This is a genomic window from Oceanobacillus damuensis, assembly GCF_001618145.1.
In the GTDB taxonomy this organism is placed as follows: Bacteria; Bacillota; Bacilli; order Bacillales; family Amphibacillaceae; genus Oceanobacillus; species Oceanobacillus damuensis.
In genome coordinates this window covers 293,002-311,843 of record NZ_LQNF01000003.1, presented here as the reverse complement: position 1 = coordinate 311,843, position 18,842 = coordinate 293,002, and the positions used below count along the sequence as shown (strand labels likewise).

General features: G+C 39.9%; 16 protein-coding genes, 1 pseudogene and 2 riboswitches. Of the genes and pseudogenes, 7 read left to right on the top strand and 10 right to left on the bottom strand.

All coding sequences use genetic code 11. The features are described 5' to 3' along the window. Positions 1-150: 150 nt before the first annotated feature. Entirely contained in the window at positions 151-354 is a 204-nt protein-coding gene (locus A4245_RS05010) for an alpha/beta-type small acid-soluble spore protein (RefSeq protein WP_067726262.1), read from the bottom strand. Between the two features lie 172 nt (positions 355-526). On the opposite strand from A4245_RS05010, the gene A4245_RS05005 reads away from it, so the two are divergent. Together A4245_RS05005 and A4245_RS05000 are read left to right on the top strand one after the other, a co-directional pair. Further along, positions 527-988: an SRPBCC family protein gene (locus tag A4245_RS05005; protein ID WP_067726260.1), complete on the top strand. Its 462-nt coding sequence runs from the start codon at positions 527-529 to the stop codon at positions 986-988. 213 nt (positions 989-1,201) lie between these two features. Further along, positions 1,202-2,068, top strand: coding sequence for a YitT family protein (locus A4245_RS05000; RefSeq protein ID WP_067726258.1), 867 nt, complete (start codon positions 1,202-1,204; stop codon positions 2,066-2,068). 103 nt (positions 2,069-2,171) lie between these two features. Here A4245_RS05000 and A4245_RS04995 read toward each other — a convergent pair whose 3' ends face one another. Both A4245_RS04995 and A4245_RS20840 read right to left on the bottom strand, forming a co-directional pair. Further along, entirely contained in the window at positions 2,172-3,125 is a 954-nt protein-coding gene (locus A4245_RS04995) for an ATP-grasp domain-containing protein (RefSeq protein ID WP_067726255.1), read from the bottom strand. A gap of 195 nt (positions 3,126-3,320) precedes the next feature. Beyond that, positions 3,321-3,580 (bottom strand): annotated as a pseudogene (locus A4245_RS20840) (LLM class flavin-dependent oxidoreductase); the annotation flags it as partial. Between the two features lie 74 nt (positions 3,581-3,654). Then, a riboswitch (SAM riboswitch) is annotated at positions 3,655-3,761 on the bottom strand. A 133-nt stretch (positions 3,762-3,894) separates the two neighbouring features. After that, a riboswitch (SAM riboswitch) is annotated at positions 3,895-4,001 on the top strand. A gap of 110 nt (positions 4,002-4,111) precedes the next feature. Between A4245_RS20840 and ssuE the strand changes: the two are divergent. Both ssuE and A4245_RS04980 read left to right on the top strand, forming a co-directional pair. Beyond that, positions 4,112-4,669, top strand: a complete 558-nt coding sequence (ssuE, locus tag A4245_RS04985) for an NADPH-dependent FMN reductase (RefSeq protein WP_067726251.1) — start codon at positions 4,112-4,114, stop codon at positions 4,667-4,669. A gap of 18 nt (positions 4,670-4,687) precedes the next feature. Further along, complete coding sequence (locus A4245_RS04980) at positions 4,688-6,061, top strand: LLM class flavin-dependent oxidoreductase (RefSeq protein ID WP_067726249.1); 1,374 nt, start codon at positions 4,688-4,690, stop codon at positions 6,059-6,061. A 144-nt stretch (positions 6,062-6,205) separates the two neighbouring features. Here the strand turns inward: A4245_RS04980 and A4245_RS04975 are convergent, their stop codons facing one another. Both A4245_RS04975 and mbcS read right to left on the bottom strand, forming a co-directional pair. Further along, positions 6,206-6,529: a hypothetical protein gene (locus A4245_RS04975; RefSeq protein ID WP_157087658.1), complete on the bottom strand. Its 324-nt coding sequence runs from the start codon at positions 6,527-6,529 to the stop codon at positions 6,206-6,208. A 217-nt stretch (positions 6,530-6,746) separates the two neighbouring features. Further along, entirely contained in the window at positions 6,747-8,327 is a 1,581-nt protein-coding gene (mbcS, locus tag A4245_RS04965; protein ID WP_067726242.1) for an acyl-CoA synthetase MbcS, read from the bottom strand. Positions 8,328-8,466: 139 nt separating this feature from the next. On the opposite strand from mbcS, the gene A4245_RS04960 reads away from it, so the two are divergent. After that, the gene (locus A4245_RS04960) at positions 8,467-9,837 is read left to right on the top strand and encodes a tetratricopeptide repeat protein (protein ID WP_067726240.1); all 1,371 of its coding nucleotides are present in this window, start codon (positions 8,467-8,469) and stop codon (positions 9,835-9,837) included. An 85-nt stretch (positions 9,838-9,922) separates the two neighbouring features. Here A4245_RS04960 and larE read toward each other — a convergent pair whose 3' ends face one another. After that, entirely contained in the window at positions 9,923-10,756 is an 834-nt protein-coding gene (gene larE / locus A4245_RS04955) for an ATP-dependent sacrificial sulfur transferase LarE (protein ID WP_067726237.1), read from the bottom strand. Positions 10,757-11,175: 419 nt separating this feature from the next. Between larE and A4245_RS04950 the strand changes: the two genes are divergently transcribed. Further along, the gene (locus A4245_RS04950; RefSeq protein WP_067726235.1) at positions 11,176-12,204 is read left to right on the top strand and encodes a YcjF family protein; all 1,029 of its coding nucleotides are present in this window, start codon (positions 11,176-11,178) and stop codon (positions 12,202-12,204) included. A gap of 122 nt (positions 12,205-12,326) precedes the next feature. Here the strand turns inward: A4245_RS04950 and A4245_RS04945 are convergent, their stop codons facing one another. Beyond that, complete coding sequence (locus A4245_RS04945; protein ID WP_067726233.1) at positions 12,327-13,745, bottom strand: SpoVR family protein; 1,419 nt, start codon at positions 13,743-13,745, stop codon at positions 12,327-12,329. Between the two features lie 116 nt (positions 13,746-13,861). On the opposite strand from A4245_RS04945, the gene A4245_RS04940 reads away from it, so the two are divergent. Next, positions 13,862-14,209, top strand: a complete 348-nt coding sequence (locus tag A4245_RS04940) for a protein YmzB (protein WP_067726231.1) — start codon at positions 13,862-13,864, stop codon at positions 14,207-14,209. 58 nt (positions 14,210-14,267) lie between these two features. On the opposite strand, the gene yhbH is transcribed toward A4245_RS04940, so the two are convergent. From yhbH to A4245_RS04925, 3 genes are all read right to left on the bottom strand, one after another. Beyond that, a complete protein-coding gene (yhbH, locus tag A4245_RS04935) occupies positions 14,268-15,440 on the bottom strand; it encodes a sporulation protein YhbH (protein WP_067726229.1) in 1,173 nt (390 codons plus the stop codon). Positions 15,441-15,591: 151 nt separating this feature from the next. Next, positions 15,592-17,487, bottom strand: coding sequence for a PrkA family serine protein kinase (locus A4245_RS04930; RefSeq protein WP_067726227.1), 1,896 nt, complete (start codon positions 17,485-17,487; stop codon positions 15,592-15,594). 212 nt (positions 17,488-17,699) lie between these two features. Continuing rightward, positions 17,700-18,749 (bottom strand): hypothetical protein, encoded by a 1,050-nt coding sequence (locus tag A4245_RS04925; RefSeq protein WP_067726225.1) that lies wholly within the window; start codon positions 18,747-18,749, stop codon positions 17,700-17,702. Positions 18,750-18,842 lie beyond the last annotated feature (93 nt).

Below are 18,842 nucleotides of genomic sequence, written 5' to 3'. Positions count from 1 at the left end.
ACGGCGACAATAGGACAATTTCGGTGATATATCTCCAGTTACTTCGCATTTTATATCAACTGCGTCGTATAACATTAAGAAAATAACCCAATGAAAAAGATACCTCCAAAGCGGTAAAAGTCGCTTTGGAGGTATCCCTATTACCTTGCTCTAGTGATTGTTTCCGTTTGCCATGCTTTCTTCGGCAATTTTAATCATTCGTTTGACCATTTCACCACCGACCGATCCGTTCTCACGTGCAGTTGTGTCAGCTCCAAGCTCTACATTTAACTCACTGGAAATTTCTTCCTTCATCTTGTTCACTGCATTTTCCGCACCAGGCACCAACAACTTATTTCGATTGTTATCAGCCATAATGATCACTCCTCGGTGTATTGGAACAGAATAGTTCTGTTCCCTCTTATCATCTGCGGCATTACTTTTTTTATTCAAATGGGATAGACAAGGTCTAAGAATGCAATTTACAGCATATATTAACCTTGCATGAAAATTATCAGCAGGGTTACATAAGGAGGGAATAGTTGTAATGGCGCGCAGCACCCATCAAATGGAAGTGGATATCTCAATAAATGAAATTTGGAATTTCATCAGTGACATGAATAACTGGGCTGTCCTCGTTCCGGGATATGCAGATCATGAAATTATCAGCAGTACGGAATCGATTTGGAAATTGCATGGCGACATAGGAATCATCAACAGGACTGTAAATTTAAAAGTTCACATTACAGAATGGACTGAGCCTTCAAATGTGCGTTTTAACCTAAGTGGATTGAATGAAACATGTGTTGGGGATGGTTACTTCCTGGCGACTGCGCTTTCTGAAAAGAAAACAAAGATTACAGGCTATCTTAATGTAACTGTAAAAGGTATGATGGGTCCGATGATGAACCCACTTTTAAAGACCGTTGTACCGAAAATCGGAAAGGATCTTACTGAAAAAGTAACGGCAAAAATCATGGAGAAGGAAAAATTAAGAGTTACCGTATAGCCTTTTAGAAAGCATGGATTTTTTATTAGAATCCATGCTTTTATTTTGCAAGTAAGAAAGTATAAACTTTCTTACTTGCATAAGTGCAACTATGGCATACGCCGGAAAGGCTTGGCGCATGCCAAGTTTTCTAATAAATCCTACAGCTATTTACTACTTACCTGCTCAGTGATAAAGTATAAGATGCACCTTTACACTGAAAGGAAATAGAGCATGAATAAAATTATTCGTAATAAAACTGCTTCAGAGTATATCTACATCCTTGTAGGTGCCACGCTTGTCGGTCTTTCCTACAATATTTTTTTCCTACCTGCCAGACTCGCTGCAGGGGGTATTTCCGGGGTCAGTACAATCCTGTTCGAGGTGTATGCATTAAGCCCGGCACTGATACAATTCCTTTTTAATATTCCCATCTTTTTCATCGGATGGATCGCTTTGGGTAAAGATTTCAGTTTCAAAACATTGCTCGGAACATTTTGGGTTCCATTCATTATCTTTCTTTCTGCAGATATTCCTCTGTCAGTCACAAATCCCTTCCTAGGAGCGCTGTATGGTGGAATAATCCTTGGGGCAGGTCTTGGGATCGTTTATAAAGGAAACGGATCTACCGGCGGAACGGCAGCAATTGCCCAGATTGTAAAGAAATTCACAGGCATTTCCAGTGGCTATTCCCAATTTATCGTGGATGGACTTGTTGTGACCGCCTCCATCATTGTTTTTAATTTGGAACTGACGTTATTTGCTTTAATGGCCATTTATATTTCCGGAAAAGCCATTGATTTTGTACAATTGCGCACTTCCGCCACAAAACTGATTCTAATCATTACCGAAGAAGAGGAAAAAATTCAGTCACTGATCCATAACGGCATCGACCGCGGTTTGACAAAAGTTCGTTCTGTCGGCGGCTATTCGAATCTCGATAAGACGATGGTCCTTTGTGTAACATCTCAACCAGAGGCAGTCCAGCTGAAGAAAATTCTGCAAAAAGAATCCCCGACATCGTTTGTTATTTTTATTAACGCATCGGAAATTCTCGGACGCGGATTTTCATTGGACAGGTACTATGGGCAAAAATTATAGCGGTACTTATGAAGATAGAAAAACTATTTATCTGAGAATGAAAAAACCCTCTTCCCAATCAGGAGGGGGTTTAACATCATTTTTGACTCACACACCCACTCACTTATACTTGAACGGTTTCACGAGATTTCTCAAGCTCTTCACCTAAAAACTTGGCAACCTCGAGCATGCCGTACTTCCCGCTGATTGCTTCTGCTTCACTATTGTAGTTGGTGTTCGTGTTAATATCATAAGTAAAAATATTACCATCTTTATCCTCGATGAATTCGATACCTGCAATTTGAATATCATTTTCGGCAAGAACACGTTCGTATTTTTGGAGAATCGGATGATCAAAGCCTTCTCTGATTTGGAATTTTGCCGGTTTTAAGCTCTCTTCCCCGACAGGACAGAACAAATCATCGATTGTACAAGCATCTGCCGGGCATAATTCAAAGCCTTCGGAAGTATCGACCTGGACCGCATAAACAAATTTCCCTCCAACGAACTCACATCGTGTGATAAACGAATCTGGTGATTCAATGTAATCCTGCAGCAATGTGACCCCATCAACGGGTTCCTCAAAACTGTCACCCTCTACATATTTTTGCAGTGCACTAGCAGAGTTGAATAGCTGTACCCCAAGTCCCTTGCCAGCCCGATTATGCTTCGTTATAAACCTCTTGCCATCGAATCTATCTGCCGCTTTCAAAATTTCATCCTTTCCAACTGCTGCAACAGTTTTCGGTGTCTGAACCCCATATTTCTCCAGCTCCAAATACTGCAGTACCTTACTTACTTCCAGCTGAAGTGCGCGTGAACCGTTAATCACTGTTCTCCCGTGATGCTCCAGCCATGCAAGAATTGCATTTGATAACTCTGGTGAAAAACGATGTCCTCTTGTATGTGACGAAGCACTCATCCGGTTGTAGAAAATACCCTCTGGCGGAACAGAAGCAAGATCGACCACTCCATTTTCAACAAACCAATCTTCATAAGGCAGGTTCAGCTCCTCCAGACGGTTGAATAGATGCTGAGACCATTCATGGTTTTCGTGTATAACATAAATCTTACTCATATATACCACTCCTTGTTAAATGTTTGTTGCAGTTTTTCTTAATTCTTCCACTTTAGGCATGACTTGCTTTGAGAAACGTTCCAATTCCTCAAGCTGTGGAGAACATTGCAATAGCAGCTGATCAACACCGACATCTGCAAATTCCAAAATTCCTTTCGCAATTTGCTCTGGTGTACCAACAAGATTCGGACGTATCCCCGATTTGAAACCGAGTAGTCCTGTAACCGAATCTGTAACGGCAGCCAACAACGCAGCGGTTGACCAAGCCTCTATTGAATCAGCATCCGTTCCTATAATGTCATTCAAATATAACTCAGCAATTAACGTGGTATCGTAGCTCCATTTTTCTGCTGATTGAATTACTTTTTTGCGTACCCATATGTAGGTGGCATATTTTCATCCTCAACATTTCTTAACCATCCACCAAATATCGGCAGCCAAAATCCGTACTTCATGAGCTCACATCCTCTTCCTCAACATGAAAAACTCTTTCCTGATAAGAAAAGAGTTTTATACAGACCATTCTTCTCTCTTATCTTTCAAGCTTTTGCTTGATGGAATTGGCACAGTATTCCTCAACAGAACCTGTTGCCGAGGTTTCGCAGGGCCACTTCCCTCCACCTCTCAGGATAAGATAAAATTAACTATTTATTATTTATTATTTATTGAATAATAGTATAAAATTTATGAAATGTCAATTAGATAATTCTTATAAAACACAGTTGACTTATATGAATTAATATATTAGAATATATCCAACAATCAAACATTCTTATCAAGAGAAGCTGAGGGAACTGGCCCTGTGAAGCTTCAGCAACCTCTGACATTGTCAGAAAGGTGCTAAATCCAGCGAGATTCTTTCTTGAGAGATAAGAGCTGATACTTTAAATGAGGCCCTCTTTTCTCTTGCTATCTGGAAAAGAGGGCTTTTTGCTGTATTTTCTGTATATGTCAAATAATTTTATATCAAAAGGAGAATGGTGTCCATGAGTTCGATCGTTATTATATCAGGAAGTCCGTCAGAATTTTCCCGATCCGAGCAGGTCCTGAAATATTTGGGGGGGTTGCTCAAAAAGGAGCACTTTTTAGTTACACATGTATCTGTTAAGGATGTGTCCTACGAAGATTTGTTCACAGGGAATTTTAAAAGTGCCGCAGTAAAACATATTGCAAGTCTTATTGAGGAAGCTGATGGTGTCATTGTAGGGTCCCCCGTATATAAAGGGGCCTACTCGGGAGTATTGAAAGCATTAATCGACATTCTCCCGCAGGACGTTTTAAAACATACTCCTGTACTTCCTCTAATGACAGGTGGAAGCCCTTCACATCTATTGGCTGTGGAGTACACACTCAAACCAGTCCTGGCGACGTTAAAGGCACATAATTTAAAAGGCATTTACATTCTTGACGAGCAAATCAATAAGCAAAACGATAATCCAATTATTGATGTGGAAGTACTTCAGCGAACAAAAAAGCAGCTCGATTACTTTATACAATTGGTTAATCATACGGTTACTTCTGCTGCAATATCCTATCAAAGTTAAAAAAGGAGGATGAAAAATATGGCAAAGAAACGCATATATTTGAATGCATTTGATATGAATACTCCTGGACACCAGGCTCCCGGGCTTTGGACGCATCCTGATGACGAATCCTATCGATATAAAGATAGTGAATACTGGACTGATCTCGCAAAAACGCTGGAAAAGGGCAGGTTTGATGCAATATTTATTGCAGATGTGCTTGGGACGTATGATGTATATCAGGGCTCGCGGGATGCCGCTTTACGTAACGGCGTACAATCTCCAGTTAATGATCCATTTTTAATTGTGCCATTTATGGCTGCTGTGACGAGACATCTTGGCTTTGGTGTTACAGCCTCTGTTACCCATGAACATCCATATACTTTCGCCCGCAAAATAAGTACGTTGGATCATTTAACTAAAGGTCGATTAGGCTGGAATATCGTTACATCCTATTTGAAAAGTGCCGCAGTTAATATGGGATTGGACGATCAGATAAACCATGATGAACGGTATGATATTGCAGAAGAGTATTTGGAAGTTTGCTATAAACTATGGGAAAACAGCTGGGAGGAAGCTTCTGTTAAAATCGACAAGGAAAAAGCAATCTATACTGATCCGACTATGGTTCATAATATTAACCATGAAGGAAAATACTTTAAAGTACCTGGCGCACATCTGAGTGAACCATCACCGCAGCGTACACCTGTGCTTTTTCAGGCAGGGGCCTCAACAAAAGGTAGGGAATTTGCAGCCAAAAATGCAGAATTGGCTTTCATTGGTGCACCAAATATTGCAACAGCTAAAGAGACCGTAAAAAAAATACGGGCTGATATTGAGAAAACCGGGAGATCTGCTGAAGAAGTGAAAATACTTTCCATGTTAATACCGATTGTAGCTCCAACAGAAGAAGAAGCTAGACAAAAGTATGACGAATATAAAAAATATATAAGTACAGAAGGAGCACTTGCTCTATTTGGGGGTTGGACCGGAATAGATTTATCAGCTTATGAACCTTATCAGGAAATAAGCTATATTGAAAATGATTCAATACGATCAGCACTTGAAAATTTCACAAAAGTGATACCCGATAGACCAGCCACGGTGGAAGATATCATAAATGCTATTGGCATTGGAGGAATGGGAGCTTCTGCTGTTGGGTCACCAGAGCAAATTGCCGATATTATGGAGCAATGGGTAGACGAGGCTGGAATTGACGGATTTAATGTTGCATATGCCATTACACCTGGAACTTTTGAGGACTTTGTTGAATTGGTTGTTCCAGTTTTACAGGAAAGAGGACTCGTCAGAAAGGAATATGAAGGAACTTCGTTTAGAGATAATCTTTTTGGTAAGGGGGATCAACTTGCAGACCATCATCCAGCAAAACAACATGCTCTACTTGTCAAATAACTTTTTAACAGACAAAAGCGTAAGCTCCTAGATCACGTCCGACAAAAGAGGCAGTCCGCTAGCGCTGGAAGTTCGTGACTGCTCAGGAACTCTACGCTAGCAAAGGACATTCCGAGTGCATGGTTTTTGCACTGGAATGTCTATTTAATGCGAATGCTTTTCGCTGTGAATAACATCGTCAAGGAATGTCTCAGACTTTGTATGATCATGAATATCACAATAATATACGACTGTTCTTATTACATGAGAGATTGTACACGTACGAGTATACCTCATAAGATTTTTCCAATATGTAATATCATGGGTATCGACTTCCATTTCTTTTATATCTGTACTATATTCTACCCAATTATGCTCAACAGCCGTTCCCTGTATATCCTTATCCATAACTGCCGCTTCTGACTCTGTCAGCTGCATTGTCACAAAAAATGCATATAAGAGACTCATTGCCATCATTCGTTTTCTCATCTTCATCAGCCCATTCATCAAATTAATGAAAACCCTCATTCATTAAGGTAATATTGGTAAATTCGCGAAAAAATATACCTCGGCGTTAATTTCCAGGCTAAATGACCACATGGTTTTAATATGCAATTCCTCCCCCTTCATCTCCAGAACTGTATAACCACCATTTTCATAACAAACAGGACGAAGAGAATGACCCTCTTCGCCCTGTTTGTCTTTCTTATTTGGTTTGTTCTTGTTCACGCTGTCTTAACTCAATCCGGCGAATTTTCCCTGATGAGGTTTTCGGAAGCTCATCAATAAATTCAATTTTACGAGGATACTTATAGGGTGCAGTTAATTGTTTTGCATGATTCTGCAATTCTTTAATAAGAGCCGGATTACTGGCATCTGCATTTTCCTGAAGTACAATATATGCTTTTACGACATTTCCACGTATTTCGTCAGGACTGGCAACAACTGCACATTCCTTTACTGCGGGATGCTTCACCAATGCATCCTCCACTTCAAATGGCCCGATTGTATAGCCAGAGCTAACGATAATATCATCATTTCTTCCTTCAAACCAGAAGTAACCTTCTTCATCCAGTGATGCCTGATCACCTGTAATATAATAGTTCCCTCTTTGCGATTTTTTCGTTCGCTCAGGATCCTTGTAATATGCTTTGAATAATGCAGGTGTGTCCAATGGAATCGCAATGTCGCCGACTTCACCGACCGCAACCGGATTACAGTCCTCATCAATCAATTGGACATTGTTTCCTGGCGTAGGTTTACCCATGGAGCCTGGCTTCACCTTCATTCCTTTTAGGAAACCAAGCAGAAGTGTATTTTCTGTTTGTCCGTAACCATCCCTGACAGTTACATCAAAGTATTTCTCAAATTGGTCAATAACTTCACGGTTCAATGGTTCTCCTGCAGATACTGCACTATGCAATTCAGGTAAATGATAGTCTGATAGATTATCTAGCTTTGCCATGAGACGGTATTCAGTCGGGGTACAGCAGAATACATTCACATCATTTTGCTCCAGCAGGCTTAAATACTTCTTCGGTTCAAATTTCCCATTATAAACAAAGCCTGTAGCTCCTGAACCAAGTACAGAAAGAAACGGACTCCATACCCATTTTTGCCAACCCGGGGCGGCAGTTGCCCAGACAGTATCCCCCTCACGGATACTAAGCCAGTTTTCTGGAGCGGTCTGCATATGGGCATACCCCCAGCCATGTGTGTGCATAACCGCTTTCGGATTACCTGTCGTACCCGAAGTATATGGTAAAAATGCGATATCATCACGTGTTGAGGACACCATTTCCAGTTGATCTGATGCAGTCTCTTTTAAATCATCAAGCAGATTCCAGCCATCGAGAGACTTTCCAACAGAAAATTTTACTAAACGATCATACTCCTTGACTCCCTTGAATTCATCCGCATAATCGGCGTAGCTGACAACTCCATTAACCTCACCATGGGTAATCCGGTACTGTAAATCCTTCGTACGGAACATTTCGGAACTTGGAATAATAACAATTCCTGTTTTTAAAGCGGCCAGATATACTTCATAGGTTTCAATGATACGGGGCATCATCACTAACAGTTTGTCTCCCCGCTTCAATCCCTTTTCGTAAAAAAGATTACCGATCTGATTAGCGTTCTTTACAAGATTTTCATATGTAATTTCTTTTCTGTTTCCAGCTTCATCTTCCCAAATAACTGCTTTGCAATTTACATCTCTTGCATATTTTTCAATTTCCATCACAATATTATAATTTTGTGGAGCAATTAAATCTTCTCTATTCATTAAAATCACCCTCCTGTTTAGTACCTGATACTAATTGTTAATCATTGTATCAGATAATAATAAATTAATAAACGATTTTAAATTCGTTGGTATCATTTTAATATGGTATGATAAAGATAAATACGAGGGGGGATTTATAATGAGTAATTGTCAATTCCAAATTCATTCAGATAAGAAGAACCTTACACTCACCGCCGAACAGCTGGTATTTTATAAACAAAGCAAAGTCCTTGAAGCATCTGACAAAAATGCCAATCATTATTACCTGATCTTCTATAAAAACGATTTTATCAATGGCATTAAAAGAAATCAGATCAAACTAAATTCCCACGTTCATCAAGCATTTAAAAATGGCATTCACTTCAGCGGATCCCATCCGTTAACCACACATTTACTTAAATCTCAAGCTTCTCTCCACTGTGTTTCAATTAATCAGCTCTATAAAACCATTCAAAAATCCTATCCTAAAATAGAAACTGCTTTAATCATCTCCTATTTCGATTCATTTACGAAAGCAGGATCCGTTGAAAAGTTATTTAAACGCACCTTTTACGATTTTCGTAGAAACGGCCAGAATCTGACTGCATATCAGCTATTAAAAACGTCCTTGAACAGCGGCCGTGACAGTAAATTTGTGCAGGATATGATGAATGATCTGCAGCTCCAGAAGTATAAAACGATATATGAAGACATTAAAAATGTTTATGAAAATGACCCTATAAATTTTGAAGCGATCTCTTTTGATGTGTTAGCTCAGGAAGATGCCTTCGATTTGCTGATTCAACTATACAGCGAACAAGATCGTCCCCTCGATGAACTTGCCATACGAACAATGAGACTGAACAATAAATTTTCCAAAAGTAATCTTACTGCCATTCTCCAAATACTGAGCGATTTTTCGATGGAAGATCAGATCCTCTTTCTCCAATCACTAAAACAAACCAAAGCGGTTAAGGAACAGTTAATGAATGTGATCATGTCCTCCGGTAATGCAAACGCAATCGTTGAATTTCTGATGAATGCCAGCATCACTCCCCAGCAGGAACATACCGAAACAACTATCCAGGCTTTTGAAAAAGCAGATAAAGAGGTTTTATCCTCTGCCTTTGACAGGTCAGGCAAACGATTACTGGAACTTTGCAATAATGAAGCCCACACATTGGACAGAATGGTTAAACCTTTTGTATCCGCATTTTTGGAGGATTACCAGCTTAACTCTATCCTGACTTGGCTCAATCCGTTTCAAGCAGCGGGTTATCATCTGCCTATTGAACGGAAGCTTCTAAAAATGGCAGCAATGATGGAAGATCCCGATCAGCAATTTGCACTTGGAGAGCTCTATGTTCAATTCCAGCAATTGGAGAAGTCAATTGACTGTTTTAAATGGGAAATGGAAATGCATCCAGAAGATCGAAAACCTGTTACATATTTATCGAAAGTTTATCACCAACTGGGGAATAAGGAAGAAGCAGCCGCCTATCAGCAGCTTTTGATACAGATGAATAAGTAACTGTAGTAGTGAAAATCTAAAAAAGCCGTTCACAGCAAGGGATATTTCCCTCTGCTCGAACGGCATTTCTATTTTATCCTGTCAGTTAAACGATTTCTGTTTCCATCTGCTCTTTTGGCAATACTTCATTCATACTTCCTGTACGATATCCTTTTAGGTCAACCGAAACATAGTCAAAACCGAGGGAAATCAGTTTCATTTGTACCTGTTCACGTTTAGCCAGCAGGTCTGTAATCTTATCCTCTGTAACTTCAATTCTTGCAACATTTTCATGATAGCGTACACGGACCATATCAAATCCAAGTTTGATTAAGAATAGCTCCGCCTCGTTTACTTGCTTCACTTTTTCCCGATTGATCTGATTTCCATAAGGGAATCTCGATGCAAGGCTGCATGATGCGGGTTTATTCCATACTGGTACGTCAAGCTGTTTGGAAAGTTCTCGAATTTCATGTTTATAAAGCCCTGCTTCCTGTAGTATACTGCGCGCGCCCTCTTCCGTTCTGGCCTTCAGACCCGGACGGAAATCATCCATATCATCCATAATCATACCATCTAAAACATACGGATAATCCATTTCTTTTGCAATATCATTCAGACGAGAGTAAAGCATTTTTTTGCTGTGGTACCAGCTGTCTGGTGTATTTGCTGCAATTGCAGGATTTTCCAATTCCTTCATTTCTGTTTTCAGAACACGGACACCCATGCTTTCTGCAAGTTTTACAGCACCATCAAACTCTTCTTGACGGAAAAGTTCGGAAGCGACAACTACCGCTAGCACGTTATCCCCTAATTCCTGCTGTGCCCGTTTTAGCAGGAATGAACTGTCCACCCCGCCGGAGAAAGCTACTAAAACACGACCCATGTCAGATAGGATCCCACCAAGCTGTTCATTTTTTTCATTAAGCGTATTACTCATGTTTTTCGCCTCACTTTATATTTTTAATCCTAACTTAAAGAAGCTATGTCTGCTTTTATAAAATAATCACTGCTTACTATTAGGTTACTGCCCAAACAAATAACTGTCAATGAAATCGCTTCAAATAATTAAATGGAATTGGGAATTTCAATAACAGTTTCATACAATATAGTTATACATCAGAACGTACAAAAATACTATCATTTGCAACAATACATATGCTGCTACTGCATTATTAGGAGCACATAGGATGTAGCTATCCAGCTCCAAGGCTGAATATGTCACTTTCCACGGGACAGTGATTTTTCAATAAAACTTTATATTCTTGTTACCGTCTAAAGCTTTTTCTATCCCTTTTGATAAATGCGTGTTTCAAAACGGCTAATTTGGTAATATAAAGAACAAGGAGAGTGGTTGTCTTGGCAGAATTCAACGAACGAGAATCCAATGGACAGGAATTTGATGAACAAGAATTCGAAAAAGCATACGAGCAGGAAACAAACAGAGTCAATGAACAGCTGGAAGAAGAAATATTATTTGCCATGATCGGGGATGTGAACACCGGCAAATCCTCCACAATCAATCAAATCATTGGTGATGAGGTTGCCATGGTAGGAGCAAAACCGGGCGAAACCACTGGAATTGATCGCTTTGTATATCGGGAAAAAATTATTTTTGCTGATACACCAGGGCTTGATGATATAAATAATGAAAATTCCCAGGAAACAATGAAGTTCTACAAAGATGCTGATGTTATTTTATTTTTCCTGAATGCTGTAGGTACTGTCTTTTCCGATGGGGAGAGAAAATCATTTGAGCTGATTTCCAAAGCGAATAAAAACATTCTTTTTGTATTAAATAAGATCGATGCTGCAGATGATATACCAGGTCTTATCCATTACGTGAAACAAAATACGAACCATAAATATAAAGTAGTGCCAATATCTTCACGGACTGGTGAAAATATTGATAAACTGAGAAATGAGATTTTGGAAATCCTTAAAAAAAAGAGTAAAGAAATCCAATTTGCCAGGCTTATCAAGGAAAAATCTCCGATAGCCAATAAGTGGATCCTAGGGGCTTCCGGTTCCGCTACAGCAGTTGGTGCCGCTCCATTGCCTGGTTCCGACTTCATTCCGCTGACAGGGATTCAGGTTGGACTGATGGTCAAATTGGCCGCCCTATATGAAAAGCCCCTTTCCAAAGAAAGAGCAAGAGAATTAGCGATTGCCACCATTACAGGGAATATTGGCAAAACCTTGTTTCGTCAGGTTGTCAAATTTGTTCCTGGGGCAGGCTCTGTTGCCGGAGGAAGCATTGCAGGCGGAATGACCCTGACATTAGGCTATGCAATCAAATATGCCTACGAAAATAATATCGAGCTCGACGCCAATTCATTAAAATCCCTGTACGAACATTTCAGCAAAAAAACCAAAAAAGAAAAATAGGTTCAACTGGCACTCCCCGAATTATGTCGAAAACCGAACAGTGCCAGGCACCGCCCGAAATTTGTCGAAAAAAGTAAAGAGCTTGATTCTGGTGTCTCCAGGTTCAAGCTCTTTCACTTACATTATACATGCCGCTTTGACATTTCCTTGCCGTCATATGAAAAAACCGTCTCTCTTCCTTCAACCGTTGTCTCCATATGAACTGTTTTCCCCCATAACTGGTAAATGTATGGCAGCACATGCTCCAAATAGTTGATATCGAGTTCAATGTCCTCATATCCATGCACGAGATACAGCTCGCCGTTTCTTAAATAATCCCCGTTTTCTACAACGATATACGGAAAGCCTCCATTGACGCGCATGGAAATGAGCTGATCTCTGACCTGCTCATAATCCTTCTCCGTAATCCGGTAGTCTCGGCCCTTCTTCTCAAATAAATACATATCCTCTTGCTGAACGAGTTCCTTCGTTAAATAGTTCCGAATGAACGAAATATCGGATTCGATCTCCCGTACTTCAAAAATCTTCTCCCTGCCTGCATTCGGCTTATACCCGAGGCGCTGCATCTCTTCGGTTGGATTATTATATCGCTCCTCAATATCTTCAAATATTTTTAAACCTAAATAATATGGGTTAATGGATGTTTTCGATGGCTGCACAACTCCGGCATTCAACTTGGAAAACTCAATGGTTTCACTTGTGCTTAAATCCATTTCCCGTAATATACGCTGATGCCAATACGAAGCCCAGCCCTCGTTCATGATTTTCGTCTCAAGCTGTGGCCAAAAATAAAGCATTTCCTCACGCATCATTGTCAGAATATCGCGTTGCCAGTCCTCCAATTCTCTGCTATGCTCTTCAATAAATAATAAAATATCTTTCTCAGGCTTAGGAGGGAGCTTTTTTGTTTTCCTGCGCGTTTTTGGTTTTTCCACTGCAGGCTTTTCATCCAGTCCCCACAAATCGTCATACTGCGACTTTGCTTTAGGATTATCTTTTTTCTCAGTGTCTTCTTCCCCATCTGCAGGCAGTTTGGAACGAACAATCGATGGGTCGATATGCTCCTGAATCGATAAGACTGCATCCAGAAAACTCTCGACTTCCTCTTTCCCATAAGTCATTTCATAGTCGGCAATGCGTTCTGCAGTGGCTGTCATACTTTCCACCATATCTCTTCTCGTATTCGAAAAACGAACATTATTTTTGAAAAAATCACAATGTGCCAGCACATGTGCGATGATCAGCTTGTTCTGAATCAGACTGTTCGTATCAAGCAAGAATGCATAGCAAGGGTCCGAGTTGATGACAAGCTCATATATCTGACTTAGCCCCAAATCATATTGTAGTTTCATTTTATGGAACTGCTTTCCAAAACTCCAATGCGTGAATCTCGTTGGCATGCCATATGCTCCAAATGTATATATAATATCTGCAGGGCAGACTTCATAACGCATTGGATAGAAATCCAGCCCGAATCCGGAAGCTATTTCAGTGATCTCCTCTATTGCACGACTCAGTTCTTTTGTCTGTTCCACATTCATCCCCCCAGAAGTGCTTTATACAGTTTATGATTCGTCCTGTAAATAATGTCCCCAAAAAATAGGTTGGAGTGTATGATGGGCGATTTCCGGGTAAACTAAAAGCAGGAGGGATTCTTATGGGACAGCAATCTTTAACAATTGAAGAATTTAATGAAAAACTAAAATCCTGGACGGGAAAAAACGTAAAAATTACCAAACAGGAGCTCGATGACCTTGATGAAACTGTAATGGAATTGAAATCCGTTTCCTATTCAAATAATACACGACGGGTCGATGATTATGTACCCGAACATTCCCTATTACTCAATGGTGATGGTGAAATAGAGAATGAAGACGAACAAATGGAGCCCATGCCTGCCCCACTCTATGAAATACCATTGGATGAAGGCACCAGCTATGAATTTAATGGTTCATCCTTCTCATTGGCTACCGAACGGGCTGCCTATACGATTGAAGAAGAATAATGGAGAATCCCCTGAATGTGGGGGATTCTCCTATTTGCGTTACAAAGCTTCAGAGTGACTATACCGCTGCTGTATCCTTGTGAAAGAAACTCTTCATCGCGTGATATACATCGCCCTTTTCCTTCAATATATAGTGACGGAATTTCGGATCGTCGATTTTTTTATAAGCATTCATCAATGTGGAGTAACGATTATATCCATTAACTTCCCCATAACCGAACATATTGGAGAGTTCCATGATTTCATTTACCAATTCAATGCATTTCGCATTATCGGAAGTGATGTTTTCTCCATCCGAGAAATGAAAAGGATATATATTATAACGGGATGGACTGAATTTATCCTGAATGACCTCCAGAGCTTTCATATATGCGGAAGAACATATCGTCCCACCACTTTCTCCTTTCGAGAAGAATGCTTCCTCTGTAACTACTTTGGCTTCCGTATGATGGGCGATAAATTCAAATTCGACGGTTTCATATTTTGTACGTAAGAAACGATTCATCCAGAAGAAAAAACTTCTGGCCATATACTTCTCAAAGGTACCCATCGATGCACTCGTATCCATCATTGCAATGACAACTGCTTTCGATTCCCGTTTGATTACTTCATTCCAGGTTTTAAATCGCAAATCATCATTATGGATGGGAGTAATTGCCGCCTTTCCCTCTCGTGCGTTTCGCTTTAATGCTGTCAAAATTGTCCGCTTTTTATCGACATTCCCCATTAGTCCCTTCTTTCGGACATCGTTAAATTCAACTTTCTCGGTAGTTATTTCTGCAGGTTCCTTCTGCCTAAGGTTCGGCAGTTCCAGTTCAGAGAAAAGTGCTTCTTCAATTTCAGCAATGGATACCTCTGTTTCGTAGTAATCACTTCCGGGTTTATCTCCTGCTTTCCTGCCACTTCCTGAACCATTTTGTCCTTTTGATCCTGCATTCGGATCCCTTGCAATTACGTCCCCAACCTCCGAATCTCCATTTCCCTGACCTACATGCTTTGATTTGTCATAGTTATAACGAATCTTGTATTCATCCAATGATCGAATGGGAATTTTAATAACGTCTTTTCCATTTGACATGATGATGTTTTCTTCACTGATTAAATCCGGTAAATTATTTTTAATCGCATCCTTCACTTTATCAATATGCCTTTGTTGATCTTGATAACCTTTACGATGGAGAGACCAGTTTTCCTGGGAGACAACAAAATGAGGCTCTTGCTTTTTCTGCATTTCTATCCTCTCCTATTATTTAAATTTTCTGTCTTTATTTCTATTTACTTTCTTTATACTATGCAACTTAAAACAAGTTATTTACAAAAATTCCTTTTCCAAAAGAAAAAAAAGGACTAACATTGGCGTTAGTCCTGCAGTCTATATCCGGTCAGCGATTTAAAAGACTTCCAACATAACGTAGCAATTCATTTGCCGAAATGGAATTATAGCCATGTTCGTCAATTAAACGCGCTATCACTTCATTCACTTTTTTCAATTGGGATTCATCCGGCGTTTTCGATGAGGTAGTTATTTTCACAACGTCCTTCAAATCAGCAAATAGCTTCTTTTGAATAGCTTCGCGCAGGCGCTCATGTGAATTATAGTCAAAGCGCTTTCCTTTTCTCGCATATGCTGAAAGTCGGATAAGGATTTCCTCACGAAATGCTTTTTTTGCATTTTCCGAAATGCCGATTTGCTCTTCAATGGAGCGCATCAGCTTTTCATCCGGATTCATTTCTTCACCTGTTAGTGGATCTTTCAGTTTATTTTTATTGCAGTATGCTTCCACATTATCAAGATAGTTATCCATCAATGTTTTAGCCGATTCTTCATAGGAGTAAACAAACGCTTTTTGTACTTCCTTCTTCGCTATTTCATCATATTCTCTTCTTGCAACTGCAATGAAGTTCATGTATTTTTCCAGGTCATCCTTTGAAATGGACGGGTGCTGGTCAAGTCCGTCCTTCAAGGAACGCAATACATCCAGTGCATTGATTGATGGAACTTCTTTACGGATAATAGTGGAAGATATACGGTTGATTACATACCGTGGATCGATTCCTCCCATTCCTTCATCCTGGAATTCCTTTTTCAGTTCTTCGGTATCAATTTGGTTAAAGCCTTCGACACTTTCCCCGTCATAAAGCCGCATTTTCTTAACGAGGTCGATCCCTTGCTTCTTTGATTCTCGAAGTCTCGTTAAAATCGAGAATATTGCCGCCGCTCGTAAAGCATGTGGTGCCACATGGACATTAGAAATATCACTTTCCTTAATCATTTTTTCATAAATTCGTTCTTCCTGACTTACTCGAAGGTTATAAGGAATTGGCATAACAATCATTCTTGAATGAAGTGCTTCGTTTTTCTTATTTGCTATAAAAGAGCGGTATTCTGATTCATTCGTGTGCGCAACGATGAGCTCATCGGCCGAAATTAAGGCGAATCTGCCCGCTTTGAAATTCCCTTCCTGTGTCAGTGATAATAAATGCCAAAGAAATTTCTCATCACTTTTCAGAATCTCCTGAAATTCCATCATTCCGCGATTCGCTTTATTCAGCTCCCCGTCAAACCGATAGGCTCTAGGATCTGATTCAGAACCAAACTCGGCAATGGTTGAGAAATCAATACTGCCTGTCAGATCGGCAATATCCTGTGATTTCGGATCAGAAGGACTGAATGTTCCAATTCCAACACGCTTATCTTCGGAGAAAAAGATTCGTTCCACTCTCACATCTTCAATCCGGCCTCCATATTCCTTCTCGAGCCGCATTGTGTTCAGTGGAGAAAGACTTCCTTCAATCCGGATTCCATATTCTTCAAAGAAATCGTCACGTAAATGATGTGGAATTAAATGGAGCGGATCTTCATGCATTGGACAGCCTTTTATCGCATAGACGGCCCCTTCATCTGTACGTGAATATTGTTCCAAACCCCTCTTCAACATACTTACAATTGTTGATTTACCTCCACTTACAGGTCCCATCAGCAATAATATCCGCTTTCTGACATCCAGCCTTTTGGCAGCAGGATGGAAATACTCCTCTACCAGACGTTCAATTGCCGTTTCCAGTCCAAAAATTCCTTCCCCAAAGAAATGGAACATCTTTTGTCCATCCCTTTCCGTAACACCAGAACTTTTAATCATATTATATACACGTGAATGAGCCGTTTGAGCTACTTCAGGTTGCGCTTTCACAATTTCCAGGTATTCCGCAAACGTCCCTTCCCACATCAGTCGTTTCTCTTCATCCCTATAGTTTCTCACCTTGTTTAGTATATTCATATATTACTCCCTCCATCTATGCAGCGGTTTATACATCCTATGCACGGACACCCCATTTCATGCTTTGACGAATCGGTTTGCATTCGGACGCAACCGATAAATCAACACATCGTATTACCCGGGAAATAATATCTGTTTTTTTGTCTGCTTTTGCGGTTAGGAGCAGTCCTCCCATTAGCTGCAATCGAATAAAAAAGTAGAAAAATAGCCCGTTAATCTCCCATTTCTACCATTAATTCTCCATATGCTCGAGCGACTTCCTCTTCTGTGTATCCGAATTTTTGTTCATTTTCTTCAAAATAAATTCCAGCTTTTTGTAATTCCTGAATTCCCTTTTTCATGTAGGCTTTATAGCGACGGTTAATGGCATCAATCTGTCCTGCAAACTTCTCATCTGTTCCGGGAGTTACAGTCTTTTCATATAAGTCAATTATCGTTTCTCCAACTCGTTTTGGGAAAAATTCATGTGGATCTGTACTGTCAAAAATACAGAAATCAAGCTCACCAACAAGTACCATATCAAGGCTGTTCGGGTCAAAACTGCAATGATATACTTCCACATCAAAACCATGCTGTTCACATGCTATTGCTATTTTTTTCATAAATGTAGATTTCCCAGTCCCTGCACGCCCTTTAATAAAATATACATTTGATATGCTCTCTATTAAGCTTGGTACTTCATTGACTGCCCCCTCGGGAGTATTGGTACCGAAAAACCGGTGATATACATGTGCTCGTCTGTTTTGTTTATCCTTGTTATGCAATAAATCATGTATAAAATTAGTTGCCAATTGGTCCGCACGTTCAAAGTCCATTTCCTTTATATAAATTGCTTCAAGTTCATCATGGACTTTAAGACCAACCGCAAAGTTTTGATGGGCATGATTTACGAATGTATGAAAGCTTTCCATGTTTTTTGTATGATAATCGGTCGTTTCCTGACTCACTCCAAATAGGCTGTTTAAATCAAAATCAATTGTGTTTTTTAGCTCTTTCGAGGCAATTCTGTCTGTAAAAACAGCTGTGGATATCTCCCTAATAATGACACCATCCAGATAGTTGAAACCTAGTGGGCTTTTTAGAATTTCCAAATCATACTTGGAGTCACAATCTTGGATCGCCTGTCTGATCACTGCTGTTTTTACAGTTTCTGAAGGATGTTTTAACAGGATAATTCGGTTTAAGTCTGCTATATTTGAGGGTAAAAAGTTTAGAAGGCCTTCAGCCGTGTTCCCGTTCACATAATATCTTTGATTGGACAAATCGACACATCCTTTCGATATTTTTTATATTTTATGTCATGCCCAGATTAATGTGAACACCATATCCGTCAACACATGGCTTTTTCTTTGCAC